The sequence below is a fragment of the Nocardia sp. NPDC050793 genome, assembly GCF_040654065.1.
Taxonomy (GTDB): domain Bacteria; phylum Actinomycetota; class Actinomycetes; order Mycobacteriales; family Mycobacteriaceae; genus Nocardia.
In genome coordinates, this window is the sequence record NZ_JBFAHG010000001.1 from 687611 (window position 1) to 701580 (window position 13970).

Consider the following 13970-nt stretch of genomic DNA (forward strand, 5'->3'; position numbering starts at 1 on the left):
CAATGGGCAAACGCCTGCGGCGCACCGCATCTCGCCCGACGAGGATGGTGTTCCGCGTCCGGTGACGCCGATGATCTCGAACGACCGGGATCCGCGATCTCAGTCCAGCAGGATGGTGGCGAAGGTCGCGATCTGGCGGAACCCGACCCGGCCGTACGCGCGGCGGGCCACCGTGTTGAAGTCGTTCACGTACAGGCTCGCGGTGCGTCCGGAGGCGACCACCGCGTTGGCCACCGCCGCCGTGCCCGCGGTGCCCACGCCCTTCCCGCGCCGATCCGGATGCACCCACACGCCCTGAATCTGGCCGGTGCGCCGGGACAGCGAACCGACCTCGGCCTTGAAGACCACCTCGCCGTCCTCGAAACGCGCCCAGGCCCGGCCGGATTCGATGAGGTGCTGGATGCGGCGCCGATAGCCGCGGCCGCCGTCGCCCGCCCTCGGGTCGACGCCGACCTCTTCGATGAACATGGCGATCGCCGCGTTCAGGTAGCGGTCCAATTCCTCGGGCCGCGCCCTGCGGACCTGCGGATCGGCCGTGGCGAGCGCGGGCTGGCCGAGCGCGAGCAGCGGCTGGGTGCCGCGCAGTTCCCGCTCGGGTCCCCAGCGTTCACTGAGCATCTCCCACAGCGGCAAGGTCAGCTCCTGGCGGCCGACCACGGAGGAGCACACGCGCGGCCAGCGGGCCGCGCGGTCGGCGAACGCGCGCAACGCGTCGTGATCGCCCCGCAGCGGCACCAGGTTGGCTCCGGAGAAGCAGAGGGATTCGGCGGGCCCGCCGCGGCTCCACAGCTCACCGTGCCCGCCTCGGGCGTCCAGGCCGAATTCCTGCAACCGGGCCGCGATCATGCACGAGGCGACCGGATCGCTGTCGAGCACTCGCAGGACCTGCGCCAGATCCCGGTTGGCGAGTTGACGCGCGGGGGCGAATTTGGCCCTTCGCGTCGGCTCCAGCAGACTCCGCACAATCGACAGCCTGCCACGAACTCGGCCGATCCGGTACGGGTATCCGAAACGCGCTGGTCCCGGCCGGTCTCAGCCGACGGTGACGACCGGCTCCCCCGCGTCCGTGTACTCGCCCATCTCCTCGGCGATCCGCATGGCCTCTTCGATCAACGTCTCCACGATCAGATGCTCGGGCACGGTCTTGATCACCTCGCCCTTGACGAAGATCTGCCCCTTGCCATTACCCGAGGCCACACCCAGATCCGCTTCGCGCGCCTCGCCGGGGCCGTTGACGACGCAGCCCATGACCGCGACTCGCAACGGCACTTCCATGCCTTCCAGGCCGGCGCTGACCTCGTTGGCCAGCGTGTAGACGTCGACCTGCGCGCGACCGCACGACGGGCACGACACGATCTCGAGCTTGCGCGGGCGCAGGTTGAAGGACTGCAGGATCTGACCGCCGACCTTGATCTCCTCAGCCGGTGGGGCGGACAGCGAGACCCGGATCGTGTCACCGATGCCCTCGCTGAGCAGCGCGCCGAACGCGACCGCGGACTTGATCGTGCCCTGGAACGCCGGACCGGCCTCGGTCACCCCGAGGTGCAACGGGTAATCGCATTGGGCGGCCAGCTGACGGTAGGCCTCCACCATGATCACCGGGTCGTTGTGCTTCACCGAGATCTTGATATCCCCGAAGCCGTGTTCCTCGAACAGGCTCGCCTCCCACAACGCCGACTCCACCAGCGCTTCGGGGGTGGCCTTGCCGTACTTCTCCATCATCCGCTTGTCCAGCGAACCGGCGTTGACGCCGATGCGGATCGGGATACCGGCGGCGCCCGCGGCCTTGGCTACTTCCTTGACCCGGCCGTCGAACTCCTTGATGTTGCCCGGATTCACCCGGACGGCAGCGCACCCGGCGTCGATGGCGGCGAAGATGTAGCGCGGCTGGAAATGGATGTCGGCGATCACCGGGATCTGCGACTTACGCGCGATCGTCGCCAACGCGTCCGCGTCCTCCTGACGCGGACAGGCGACCCGCACGATGTCACAACCCGAGGCCGTGAGCTCGGCGATCTGCTGCAACGTCGCATTCACGTCATGCGTCTTGGTGGTGGTCATCGACTGCACGGAAATCGGGTGGTCACTACCCACACCGACCCCACCCACCATCAACTGACGGGTCTTACGGCGGGGCGCGAGAACGGCCGCGGGTGCGGTCGGCATCCCCAGTCCGATTGTGCTGGTCACTTTCGGCTGCCTACTTTCGTCCGTGTGCTGCGGGCGTTCGACTACCGAGCTTAGCCGCGCCCCGTGGACCACCACCCTGTGACGCCCGTGACACGGCCTGACAACGTGTTGTCCCGCGATTGCCGGCGACAGGGTACCTCGCGGGAGAACTCAGGGAAACAGCTTGATCGGGTTCACGATGTCGGCGGCCAGCGTCAGCACCATGTACGCGCCGCCGAGGACGACGGCGACGTAGGTCGCGGGCAACAACTTGAGGTAGTCGACCGGACCGGCGGGCGCGAGGCCACGCCAGCCGCGCACGGTGTTGCGGAGCTTCTCGTAGAGGACCACCGCCATGTGACCGCCGTCCAGCGGCAGCAGCGGCAGGATGTTGAACGCGCCCAGGAAGAAGTTCAGGCTCGCCAGCATCAGCACGAACACCTGCCACAGGCCCGCCTGCGCGCTCTCGCCGCCGATGCGGCTCGCGCCGTAGATGCTGACCGGCGTCTCAGGATCGCGCGTGCCGCCGGTCACCGCGTCCCACAACGCCGCGACCTTGGCGGGCATCTGCGCCAGCGACTGGAAGGTGCGCACGAAAAGGTCGCCGGTGAAAGAGGCCGAGGCGGGGATCGCCGTGACGACGTTGTACTGCTCGATCGGCGGGTTGTCGAGGGTGACGCCGACCGCGCTGACCTGGGCCTTCGTGCCGTCCTTCGCGTAGCGCGTCACCGGCTGCGGCGTGACCGTCACCTGCACCCGCTGTCCGGCGCGGTCCACGGTGTAGGTGATCGGGCCCTGCTGCTTGCGGGTCTGTTCGGTGAACTCCGACCAGGTGTCGACCGCGACGCCGTTCACCGCCGTGATGGTGTCGCCCGGCTGGAGCCCGCCCTGCTGCGCGGGGCCGACGCCGCTGCACTGCTGCAGCGTCCCGTCGGGGTTCGCGTCCGCGACGCACTGCAGACTCCCGACGGTGGGGGTCGGTTCGTCCAACCGCGGCAGGCCCCACCCGACAGCGAGCACCACGATCAGCAGGAAGCCGAGCACGAAGTTCATCGCGATGCCGCCCGCCATCACCACCATTCGCTTCCAGGTCGCCTGGCGGTACATGGCGCGGTCCAGGTCCTCCGGCCGCACCTCGTCCAAAGCGGTCATGCCCGCGATATCGCAGAATCCGCCCAGCGGGATGGCCTTCACGCCGTATTCGGTCTCGCCGCGGTGGAAGGACCAGAGGGTGGGCCCGAAACCGACGAAGTAGCGGCGCACCTTCATGCCGGTGGCCTGGGCCGCCCACATGTGTCCGCATTCGTGCAGGGCGACCGAGATGAGGATGCCGAGCGCGAACAGCACGAACCCCATGGCGAACACCATTTGCTCTCCAGCCCTCCTGCGTTGCGCAGCTCTTCGACATCCCGCGCACGCGTCGGCGCGGCCGCGAGCACCCCGACCACACTAATGGACGCGGCCGGACCGAGTCCGTCACCTGCGCACGGCCGAGTGAACGCGGTACGCCTCCGGACGAATTCCATCCCCGATCCTTACGCCTCAGTCTGCCAGCGCGCGGTCGTGCGCGCTGAAGACCGGCGGGTTCAGGCTCCGACGACGCGCCGGGCGTAGTCACGCGCCCAGCTGTCGGCGGCGAGGACCTCGGCCAGGCTCTGCGGCTCGGCCCGCCACTGATCGGCCGCTTCCACCGCGCGGGCCACCGTGCGCACGATCGCAGGGAAGCCGATGAGACCGTCCAGGAACGCCTGCACCGCGATCTCGTTGGCGGCGTTGTAGACCGCCGTCACGCTGCCTCCCGCGGTGCCCGCCTGCCTGGCCAGGTCGACCGCGGGGAACACCTCGTTGTCGACCGGCTCGAAGGTCCAGGTGGCGGCGGTCCCGAAATCGCAGGGGGCCGCCGCGCCGGGCACCCGATCCGGCCAGCCGAGTGCCAGCGCGATCGGCAGCTTCATGTCCGGCGGGCTGGCCTGCGCCAGCGTCGACCCGTCGGTGAAGGTGACCATCGAGTGCACGATCGACTGCGGGTGCACGGTGACATCGATGCGGTCGTAGGGAATCCCGAACAGCAGGTGCGTCTCGATCAGCTCCAGGCCCTTGTTCACCAGCGAGGCCGAGTTCAGCGTGTTCATCAGACCCATCGACCAGGTCGGGTGCGCCTTGGCCTCGGCAGGGCTCACCGATTCGAGCATCTCGGCGGTCCAGCCGCGGAACGGCCCGCCCGACGCGGTCAGCACCAGCCGGTCGACCTCCTCGGCGCGGCCGCCCCGCAGGCACTGCGCCAGCGCCGAGTGTTCCGAGTCCACCGGCACGATCTGGCCGGGTGCGGCGGCGCGGGTCACCAGCGAACCTCCGGCAACGAGCGATTCTTTGTTGGCCAGCGCGAGCCGCGTACCCGACTCCAGGGTGGCCAGGGTCGGTTCCAGGCCGAGCGAGCCGACCAGCGCGTTGAGCACCACGTCGGCCTCGGTGCGGCGGACCAGTTCGGTCACGGCCGCCGGGCCCGCCAGCGGAATGTCGAGCGCCGCGGCGGCGGCCGGATCGGCGACGGCGACATTGCGGGTCCCGGTGGCCGCCATCTGCGCGGCGAACAGCTCGCTGTTGCCACCGCGTGCCGCCAAGCCGACCACTTCGAACTTGTCGGGGTTGGCAGCGATCACCTCGAGCGCCTGGGTACCAATGGATCCGGTGCTGCCGAGCAGTAGGACTCTCACGATGTCGGACACCAAGCCATTGTGTCCTACCTGCCGGGCCGCTCACCGCTCGCGTCGAACGCGGCCCGACTACCAACGACGCGGCGTCGTATGTCACGATATCGAGCAGAAGCCCCACCGAGTGTGTACCGGAACGTTCGGTACCCGAACCACCTGAGGAGCGATCGTGGCCGCCACGGAAATCGAACCCGCCAAGAACGAGCGCGCCATCGTCACTCACGTGGACACCGCCGAGGTCCCCTCCGCCGCGTGGGGTTGGAGCGGTGAGTCGCGCCGCACCTTCCGCATCGCGGGCTGGATCGTCGCGTTCGCCCTGGTGGCCATGGTCATCGGCAACCACAAGGGCAGGATCGAGGACGTCTACCTGGTCGGCTTCGCCGCGCTCATCGTGGTCATCCTGGTGCGCGACACGATCCTGCGGCGCAAGCCCCGCTAATTCTTCGCGGCCGCGCGCCCCGGTCGATGCCGGGGGCGCGGCCGTTGTCATGCTTCGGCCATCTGCGCGCTGTCCCACCAGAGTTCGCGCGGCCGCCGCCTGCGCGCGTGCCCGCTCCGTCGCGTGTTCGACGCCACCCGTGCGCTCGGCGTCACTCACGGTGGTCGCGAACGGACGGCCCCGGCTATCGAGCGTGATCCGATAAACTGGTCAGCTGCCGTGTCGATGTGGAGGAGTGCCCGCAGATGACCGTTGGGCATCCGGTGCAGCGCGTTCCCTGGCCGGGAACCGTGCGGGTCAACCCGATCATCGCCACGGTCACGCCGTTCACTCACGACCACACGGTCGACACCGGAGCGCTGGGCGAGTACCTCGGCTTTCTGCATCGGGCGGGCGTCCCTGCGATCCTCGTCAACGGCACCACCGGCGAGTTCGCGAATCTGACTGTCGCCGAACGCAAGAAGGTCCTGGAGCAGGCCCGCGCGCAGTGGCCCGGCCACCTCGTCGCCCACGTCGGCGCCACCGCGTACGGCGACGCGATCGACCTGCTCGACCACGCACGCGATCACGCCGACGCCGTCGCCGCCATCGCCCCCTACTTCTTCGCCGACCCGCCGGAGACCGGCGTCCGCGACTTCTTCGGCAGGCTGCTCGCCCGCACCGAATTGCCGATGCTGCTGTACAACTTTCCCCGCCACACCCAAACACCGATCTCCCCCGCGCTGCTCGGTGCACTCGCCGCCGAGTACCCGATGCTCGTCGGCATCAAGGATTCGAGTGGTCAGCTCGACGTCGCCCGGGCGTATACCGCGACCGGACTCGCGGTCTTCGCGGGCAACGACGGCGCGGCCGCACGGATCGGCGAGCTCGGTGTGCACGGCATCGTCTCCGGCGGGGGCAATCCCGTGCCGGAGATCCCCGTTCGCATCGCCGCCGCCCTGCGTGACGGCGACCGGGATGCGGCAACGCGCTGGCAGGCCGTGTTCGACGAGTGCCGCGCCCTCCGCCACGAATCGGGCCTTTCCGACATCGCGTTCGTCAAAGCCGCTCTCGCCGAACGCATTCCCGGGTTCCCGGCCACCGTCCGCAGCCCGCTGCTCACCCCGGCCGATGCCGTGATCGCCGACATCCGCGCGCACCTGCGCCACAAGATCCTGCCCCGCATCCACGAGGGCATGCCGTAATACGCATCGGGATCACCGGGCACGTCCGCCTCATACGAAGCGCCCGCGGATCAGCGCCCGCGCCGCTTGCTCTTCGCGCCCGAGGAGCGTGCCCCGCGCGCCGCGGACGCGCCCTTCCCACCCGTCGGCTTCCGCTGCTGCGCAGGCTTTTTCGCCGTGGTCCGCTTCGTCGGTTGTTCGGCGCGTGGTGAGCGCGAGCTCCGTTCGGAACGGCCGCGCACCACGCCGATGAAGTCCTCCACCAGCTCGCCGGTCTCGGCCGCGGGCCAGGCCAGGGCGATCTCGGTGTCGGGGTGATCGGTGACGGTCCGGTACACCAGATCGCGGCGGGCGTGCAGGCGCGCGATGGAGTGCGGGACGACGGCGAGTCCGACTCCGGCGGCGACCATTTCGAGGGTGACCGCCGCCGCGTCGATATCCGAGGCGTCCTGCAGGCGTTCGTCGGCCAGCTCTGCCGCGCCGACCTCGGAGAACAGCGAGATCGGGTGTTCCTTGGGCACCACGACGACCGGCATCTCGCGGTACAGCGGAATCGCGCTGAGCCCTTCGCGGTCGATCGGCAGGCGCACGAAGCACATGTCGACCCGGCCATCCCGCAGCGCGGTCAACTGGTCGGCGGCCGCGAGCGGAATCGTCTCGAGCTGGACGTCCGGGAACCGCTCACCCCAGATCCGTTCCCACTTCGACACGGTGACACCGGGCACGAACCCCACCCGCAGGACCGGCCGGACCTCCTCGGGCTCCGGCCGCGCCGCCTCGGCCTCCGCGCGGGCAATGACCTCACGCGCGGCGGCGAGCAGCTCCAGACCCTCGTCGGTGAGCTGGGTCGGCTGGGCGCCGGGGACGAACAGCTTCGTGCCGAGTTCGTCTTCCAGGTCGATGACCGTCCGGCTGAGCCGCTGCCGCGCGATCCCCAGCGCTTCGGCCGCCCGCGCGAAGTGCAGCTCCTCGGCCACCGCGACGAACCAGCGCAACCGCGCGACGTCGATCGACTCCACCTGACTCATTCGACCAAGGGTATTGCACGCCGCGCCGGCCGGGACGGCCGCCGCGACGACGAGGCTGGCACGGAGGCGGTCCGGCGGTCGACTAGGCTGTCCCGGTGAGCCCGGACAAGAAACCGCAGATGATGAAGCCGCTGACCGCGGCCGACAAACTCGGCATCTACCTCCCCGCCGCGCCGGAGGAGTTCCGGAACTCGCCGATCTCCCGCGCCGACCTCGACCGGCTGCGCACCGATCCCCCGGCCTGGCTCACCGAACTGCGCCGCACCGGGCCGTTCCCGCGCGACATCACTGCCCGCAAGCTCGGCGTCTCCAACAGCGGCCTGGCCCGCTCTGGAATCTCCGACGCCCTCACCGCGGACGAGATCACCGCCCTCCTCGCCGACCCTCCGGAATGGCTGACCCGCGAACGCGAGAACTACCAAGCCGTCCTCCGCGAGAACGAGCGCGTCAAGGCGAAGGAAGCCGAACACCGCGCCTCGACCAACCGCCCGGCCAAGAACCGCTTCGGTACCGGGGCCTGAGAGAGCGCCGGCCGCGACGTGCCGGAGACCGAAGCGGAGGCGCGGAGCCGCCGGGCGGGCGCCGCCGGACAGAGTCCGTTGACAGAGCGGCGCACGGCCGAGGCGCCAGTCGGGCCGCGCGGTCATCGAAACCGAGCAACAAGGGCCGGGGCGATCAGTCCAGGCCGAGATCGAGCTGATTCCAGCTGATGGTGATGTCGAGCGGGTCGGCGACATCGACCGCCACCATGTCGCCACGGGCCCGGAGCGACATGTTCTCTCGGACGTACGTGCCGTCGGCGGTGAGTCTGAGCATCTCGATCGATGTCGCAGGCCCATCGTCTTGAACCATGCGCACGATCCAGTAGTACGGGATGTTCAGCCGCGCGTATTCCGCGCGCTTTTCGACAAGATCGGCTGTCACCGTGTTCGGCGAAACGACCTCGACAACCAGCAGCGTGTCCGACGCTGTCGGCTTGGTCTTCCACTTGCCCCGCGGCTCATCGATACAGCGATACACGATCGCATCCGGCCGCTTGTAATGGAACGGGACCTCGGAGACCAACATGTCGAGCTCACCGCTGGCCCGCAGGCACGGCGCGTCACCGGGACGCTTGGACACCGCCTCGCGCAGCGCGCCCTTGATGTTGTCGCTTATCGCAACATGATTCGGCGAGGGCGATTCGCAATGCACGATCATGCCATCGCGGATTTCGAGAGTGCGGGCGATGTCCTCGGGCATGTCCAGGTACATGGCCATATCGACGATCGGGATCGTGGTACGCAGCCATGACCAGTCGACAGCCTCGCTCATGCCGCTTAGCGTAGCGTCTCGGCACTGCCCCCTTCGCCGACTCCTGACCCGTGCTGGCGCGACTCGGCGAACCCAACCGACCCACAACCTGTCCTCTACTCGAGGTCTGTAGCGCGCTCCAAGAGCCTCCCATCACCATCATCACGCACGAGAACCCCATCGGCCGTGGCTCCAGCAACTCTCATTCCGCTAGGAGTTCTCAGAGCGGGGCGTCGCGGACCTTTGCCGCGAGTTTGTCGTCTCGGTTCGTGGGGCCGTGGAAGGTCAGCACCCAGCGGTCGCGCGACGGGTCGGAGAAGGTCGAGAGGATCAGAGCGGACTCGCCGCCGAATTGGCCTCGGTAGACGAAATGTTCGTCGGTCCTGGTGCCCTCCGTGCTGGAGCCTTGGGACTTGGCGCGAGACTTGAACGTGGTCACCGCCTGCCGCGCCGCCTGCGCGGTCGGATAGGCGTAGAAGTTGTAAGCCAGCTTGCCGCTGGGCCCCAGGAAGCACTCCCACTGCGCCTGCCAGCGGTCGAAGGCCGATTCGTCGCCGTCCGTGGCCCGCCAATCCTTCCATTCGGAAATCGGACTGCAGGGCGAGCCGTTGTAGCCCTCGCCCTTTTGGCGATTGTCGCTCGGCAGCATCCTGGGAAATGCCGCGGACATCTCCGACAGATCCTTGTGGCCCTTCGAGCGTCCTGTCAGCTGCGACACCCACGTCGAGTCGTCGGTCCACACGAAGGCTCCGCACCCGGCGACCAACGTGAACACCAAACCCAGAATTAATACCAGCACTTTCGGCCCGGAGCCACGACGCCGCGGCGGAACGGGCGGACGGAACCCGGCGGGGACGGCGCCGTAACCGGGCGGATAACCGGGCGGCACAGCACTGTTCGCATAGTGCGGTGCGGGCTGGACGTAGCGCGGCGGGTGCGCCACCGGCATCGGGTTCGGCGCCGAGCCCGGCGGACCCATCGGATGCGGCCTGGACTGCGCGACGGCGTGCGGCGCGCTCACCGGTCCCCGCAACGCCTGCTGCACGGCCGCGGCGAACTCCGCGCAGGAGTCGAACCGATCCGCGGGCCGCTTGGCCAGCGCGCGATCCAGCACCGCGTCCAGCGCGGGCGGCAGGCCGGGCCGCACCGAGCTGAGCGGCGGAGGCGGCTGCTTCAGGTGTCCCTGGATCACCGCGACAGCCTGCGGGGAATCGAACGGCACGGTGCCGGAGAGCAGCCAGTACAGGGTGCATGCGAGTGAGTACTGGTCGGTCCGGTGATCGAGCGCCGCACCGGTGAGCTGCTCCGGTGCGGCATAGGCGAGGGTGGCGGTGAAGGTGCCGGTCTGGGTGAGCTGGTTGGTGTCCTCGCGCGGGCGGGCGATGCCGAAATCGGTGAGCAGCACCCGCTCCTGCCCCGCCGAGCGGGACAGCAGGATGTTCGCCGGTTTCACATCACGGTGCAGCACACCCATGCGGTGCGCGTAGTCCAGCGCGAGCGCGGTCTCGGCGACGATCTGGGCGGCCCGCTGCGGCGGCAGGGTGCGCGGGTCCACCGAGGCCGCGTCCACGCCGTCGATGAACTGCATGGAGATCCACAGCTGCTCGTCTTCGATGCCGCGATCGAACACCGCCACGATGTTGGGGTGGTCCAGCTGCGCGACCAGATCGGCTTCCCGCTCGAAGCGAGCGCGAATCTCCGCGTCGGAGAACAACTCCCGGTTCAGCAGTTTGAGCGCCGTCCGGCGGGGCAGCCGCGGATGCCCGGCCAGATACACCGCGCCCATGCCGCCCTGACCGAGCAGTCGTTCGATGGCATACCCGGCGAATACGTCACCTGGCTGCAGCAATGGCCCCCCTCGGGATTCAGTTCTCGGCGGCCAGCTGCCCGCAGGCGGCGGCGATCTCCTGGCCGCGGGTGTCACGGACGGTGCACGGTACACCTTGGGCGTTGACCCTGCGGACGAACTCGCGCTCGACGGGCTTCGGACTGGCGTCCCACTTGCTGCCCGGCGTCGGATTGAGCGGGATGACGTTGACGTGCACGCGCGAGCCCAGCGCCTTGTGCAGTTTCGCGCCGAGCATGTCGGCGCGCCACGGCTGGTCGTTGATGTCGCGAATCAGTGCGTACTCGACCGAAACCCGGCGACCGGACTTGTCGGCGTAGTAGCGCGCCGCGTCCAGCACCTCGGCAACCGGCCAGCGGTTGTTCACCGGCACGAGCGTGTCGCGCAGTTCGTCGTCCGGGGTGTGCAGCGAGACCGCCAGCGTGACCGACAGATCCTCGTCGGCGAGCTTGCGGATCGCCGGAGCCAGACCGACGGTCGACACCACGACATTGCGCTGCGAGATGCCGAGACCGTCCGGCGCGGGCGAGGTGATGCGGCGCACCGCGGCGACCACCCGCTTGTAGTTGGCCAGCGGCTCGCCCATGCCCATGAAGACGATGTTGGACAACCTGCCTGCCCCGCCCGCCACCTCGCCGTCGCGCAGCGCGGCCGCGGCGGCGCGCACCTGGTCGACGATCTCGGCGGTGGACAGGTTGCGGTTGAGCCCGCCCTGACCGGTCGCGCAGAACGGGCAGGCCATGCCGCAGCCCGCCTGGCTGGAGATACACAGCGTGTTGCGGTCGGCGTAGCGCATGAGCACGCTCTCCAGCAGGGTGCCGTCACCCGCCCGCCACAGCGTCTTGCGGGTCTGGCCGTCGTCGCAGGCCACGTGCTTGACCACCGAGAGCAGCGGCGGGAACAGCGCCGCGCCGACCTTCTCCCGCACCGGCGCTGGCAGATCCGTCATCTGCTCGGGATCAGCCTGCAGCCGCCCGAAGTACTGCCGCGCGATCTGGTCCGCGCGGAACTTGGGCAGTCCGAGCTCTTCGACCGCGGCGCGCCGCCCGTCGGCATCGAGATCGGCGAGATGCCGCGGCGGCATGCCACGGCGCGGAGCATCGAAAACCAGGGGCAGGGAGGCGGTCATAGTTCTCCCAGTCTCTCATCCGCCCCCGGCTGTCGAATGGTCAGCCCGAAACAGTGCGCGAGGACACAGACCGCTACCCCGCGACGTCGCGCGCGGCTTGCTCGATCAGGTCGGCGATCGCGTGCGAAAGTCAGTGTTTGGCGGCCCGCCGCAGTTGCAGGATGCGCATGCCGCCGACCAGGGCCATCACCAGCGCTCCGCAGATCACCGAGAGCAGCACCGCGACGCCGATCGGCAGGTGGAACTCCCAGAAGAACAGGCTCACCTGGATGGTCTCCAGGTTCTGGAGGATGAAGATGAGCAGCACGATCATGATCAGCGTGCCCACCACGAGCCCGACCCAGGCGTAACCGGTCCGCGAGGAGATCGAGGGCTTTTCGCCGGTCATGGGGGGCTTGGTCGCCGGCGGAGTCGGCGGCGGAGCGGTCGGCTCCTGACGCCGGCTCGCCTCGGGCTCGTGCTCGGCATTCGTGGACATGCCTCGATCATGGACGATCGCTATCACGCCCGCCGGGATTTGGCGGTATATCGCCCGGCCCCGCCGATCAGAGCAGCGTGCTCAGCACCAGCCAGGAGACGAACGCGGAAGGCAGCATCGAATCAAGGCGGTCCATGATGCCGCCGTGCCCGGGCAGCAGCGTGCCCATGTCTTTGATGCCGAGTTCGCGCTTGATCTGCGATTCGATCAGGTCACCGACGGTCGCGACCAGCACGAGTCCGACACCGAGCACGACGCCGATCATCGAATTCGCGTCCAGCAGCAGGGTGACCGTCAGCAGGCCACCGATGACGCTGAACACCAGCGAGCCGCCGAAGCCCTCCCAGGATTTCTTCGGGCTGATCGACGGCACCATCGGATGCCTGCCGAACAGCACGCCCGCCACATAGCCGCCCACGTCGGAGCAGACCACAAGGATCATGAAGGTCAGCACCCGCAGGTTGCCGTCCGGCTCGAGCAGCAGCAGCGTCGCGAAGGACGCGAGCAGCGGGATCCACGCGAGGGTGAAGACAGCGATCGCCGTGTCGCGCAGGAAGTTCCGCGGGGCGGTCTGCAAACCGTGGTCGAAAAGGCGCCACACCATGCAGGTCAGCGCGGTGGCCGCGAAGGCGCCCGCGACACCGCTCGCGCCCAACGGCCAGCCGAGCCAGAACACCGCCTGCCCGCCCACGATGAGCGGGATCCGCGGGACGAGCACGTCCGCCTCGCGCAGCCGCTTGGCCACCTCCCAGGTGGCCACGCCGACGCCGGCCGCTGTGACCGGGATGAACACCAGCGGCGCGAACAGCAGGATCGCGACGAGCGACAGTCCGAGCCCCAAGCCGACCGCGAGCGCGGCGGGCAGGTTGCGTCCCGCTCGCGATTTCGTGGCGGCGGGCGCGGGAACCACGGGCTCGGCAGGCACGGCATGGTCGGGGTGCGCAGTATGGAACTGCCCGACGAAGTCACCCGAACGGACCGGGGGCGCTTCGGCGGCGCCGTTCCCCGGAGTCGGCTCCTCGGCCGCACCCGTTGCGGCGGCATTGTCGGCCACGATTGTCCCGTCGCTCACTCGTTGTTCCTCGTCCCCCGCCCGTGCGGGCCCTCAGATCTGACCTCAGACCTCGAGCAGTTCGGCTTCTTTGTGCTTGACCAGCTCGTCGATCTGGTGCACATACTTGGCGGTGGTCTTGTCGAGCTCCTTCTCGGCGCGCCCGACCTCGTCCTCACCCGCCTCGCCATCCTTCTGGATGCGCGAGAGTTCGTCCATGGCCTTGCGCCGCACATTGCGGATCGCGACCTTGGCGTCCTCGCCCTTGCTCTTGGCCTGTTTGACCAGCTCACGGCGGCGTTCCTCGGTGAGCTGCGGGATGCTGATGCGCAGGATGTCACCGTTGTTGGTGGGGTTGACACCTAGGTCCGAGTTGCGGATCGCAGTCTCGATGGCGCCGAGCTGACCGGCCTCGTAGGGCTTGATCACCACCATCCTCGGCTCGGGCACCGTGATGCTGGACATCTGGGTGACCGGGGTGGGCGAACCGTAGTAGTCCACGACGACCCGCGAGAACATGCCCGGATTCGCGCGTCCGGTACGGATGGTCCCGAGATCGTCCTTCGCCACCGAGACGGCCTTCTCCATCTTCTCCTCGGCGTCGAAGAGCGCTTCTTCAATCACGACCGTTTCCTCCACAGCGTCGTCATCGTCATGATCCGC

At 68.9% G+C, this 13970-nt stretch carries 14 protein-coding genes; 3 read left to right on the top strand and 11 right to left on the bottom strand.

Going from position 1 to position 13970, the window contains the following annotated elements; genetic code table 11:
- Window positions 1-99 precede the first annotated feature (99 nt).
- The 4 genes from AB0H50_RS03115 to dxr form a co-directional block, all read right to left on the bottom strand.
- Window positions 100-963, bottom strand: coding sequence for a GNAT family N-acetyltransferase (locus AB0H50_RS03115; RefSeq protein WP_357445874.1), 864 nt, complete (start codon window positions 961-963; stop codon window positions 100-102).
- Window positions 964-1032: 69 nt separating this feature from the next.
- Window positions 1033-2190: a flavodoxin-dependent (E)-4-hydroxy-3-methylbut-2-enyl-diphosphate synthase gene (gene ispG / locus AB0H50_RS03120; RefSeq protein ID WP_357445877.1), complete on the bottom strand. Its 1158-nt coding sequence runs from the start codon at window positions 2188-2190 to the stop codon at window positions 1033-1035.
- 150 nt (window positions 2191-2340) lie between these two features.
- A complete protein-coding gene (locus AB0H50_RS03125) occupies window positions 2341-3537 on the bottom strand; it encodes a M50 family metallopeptidase (RefSeq protein WP_357445880.1) in 1197 nt (398 codons plus the stop codon).
- A gap of 218 nt (window positions 3538-3755) precedes the next feature.
- Window positions 3756-4895, bottom strand: a complete 1140-nt coding sequence (gene dxr / locus AB0H50_RS03130) for a 1-deoxy-D-xylulose-5-phosphate reductoisomerase (RefSeq protein ID WP_357445883.1) — start codon at window positions 4893-4895, stop codon at window positions 3756-3758.
- A gap of 154 nt (window positions 4896-5049) precedes the next feature.
- On the opposite strand from dxr, the gene AB0H50_RS03135 reads away from it, so the two are divergent.
- Together AB0H50_RS03135 and AB0H50_RS03140 are read left to right on the top strand one after the other, a co-directional pair.
- Complete coding sequence (locus AB0H50_RS03135) at window positions 5050-5319, top strand: DUF2631 domain-containing protein (RefSeq protein WP_357445887.1); 270 nt, start codon at window positions 5050-5052, stop codon at window positions 5317-5319.
- 245 nt (window positions 5320-5564) lie between these two features.
- The gene (locus tag AB0H50_RS03140) at window positions 5565-6503 is read left to right on the top strand and encodes a dihydrodipicolinate synthase family protein (protein ID WP_357445890.1); all 939 of its coding nucleotides are present in this window, start codon (window positions 5565-5567) and stop codon (window positions 6501-6503) included.
- 50 nt (window positions 6504-6553) lie between these two features.
- Here the strand turns inward: AB0H50_RS03140 and AB0H50_RS03145 are convergent, their stop codons facing one another.
- Entirely contained in the window at window positions 6554-7510 is a 957-nt protein-coding gene (locus AB0H50_RS03145; RefSeq protein ID WP_357445893.1) for a LysR family transcriptional regulator, read from the bottom strand.
- Window positions 7511-7605: 95 nt separating this feature from the next.
- Between AB0H50_RS03145 and AB0H50_RS03150 the strand changes: the two genes are divergently transcribed.
- Window positions 7606-8031 carry a DUF5997 family protein gene (locus AB0H50_RS03150; RefSeq protein ID WP_357445896.1) on the top strand — a complete coding sequence of 142 codons (426 nt, stop codon included), beginning with the start codon at window positions 7606-7608 and terminating at the stop codon, window positions 8029-8031.
- A 154-nt stretch (window positions 8032-8185) separates the two neighbouring features.
- On the opposite strand, the gene AB0H50_RS03155 is transcribed toward AB0H50_RS03150, so the two are convergent.
- From AB0H50_RS03155 to frr, 6 genes are all read right to left on the bottom strand, one after another.
- Window positions 8186-8824: a Uma2 family endonuclease gene (locus AB0H50_RS03155; RefSeq protein WP_357445899.1), complete on the bottom strand. Its 639-nt coding sequence runs from the start codon at window positions 8822-8824 to the stop codon at window positions 8186-8188.
- Between the two features lie 199 nt (window positions 8825-9023).
- Window positions 9024-10652 (bottom strand): protein kinase, encoded by a 1629-nt coding sequence (locus tag AB0H50_RS03160; RefSeq protein ID WP_357445902.1) that lies wholly within the window; start codon window positions 10650-10652, stop codon window positions 9024-9026.
- A 16-nt stretch (window positions 10653-10668) separates the two neighbouring features.
- On the bottom strand, window positions 10669-11778 hold the full coding sequence (gene rlmN, locus AB0H50_RS03165) for a 23S rRNA (adenine(2503)-C(2))-methyltransferase RlmN (protein WP_357445905.1): 1110 nt from the start codon (window positions 11776-11778) through the stop codon (window positions 10669-10671).
- Between the two features lie 130 nt (window positions 11779-11908).
- Complete coding sequence (locus tag AB0H50_RS03170) at window positions 11909-12256, bottom strand: lipopolysaccharide assembly protein LapA domain-containing protein (RefSeq protein ID WP_357445908.1); 348 nt, start codon at window positions 12254-12256, stop codon at window positions 11909-11911.
- A gap of 67 nt (window positions 12257-12323) precedes the next feature.
- Window positions 12324-13181 (bottom strand): phosphatidate cytidylyltransferase, encoded by an 858-nt coding sequence (locus AB0H50_RS03175; RefSeq protein ID WP_357447228.1) that lies wholly within the window; start codon window positions 13179-13181, stop codon window positions 12324-12326.
- Window positions 13182-13373: 192 nt separating this feature from the next.
- A complete protein-coding gene (frr, locus tag AB0H50_RS03180) occupies window positions 13374-13931 on the bottom strand; it encodes a ribosome recycling factor (RefSeq protein WP_357445911.1) in 558 nt (185 codons plus the stop codon).
- Window positions 13932-13970: the final 39 nt, after the last annotated feature.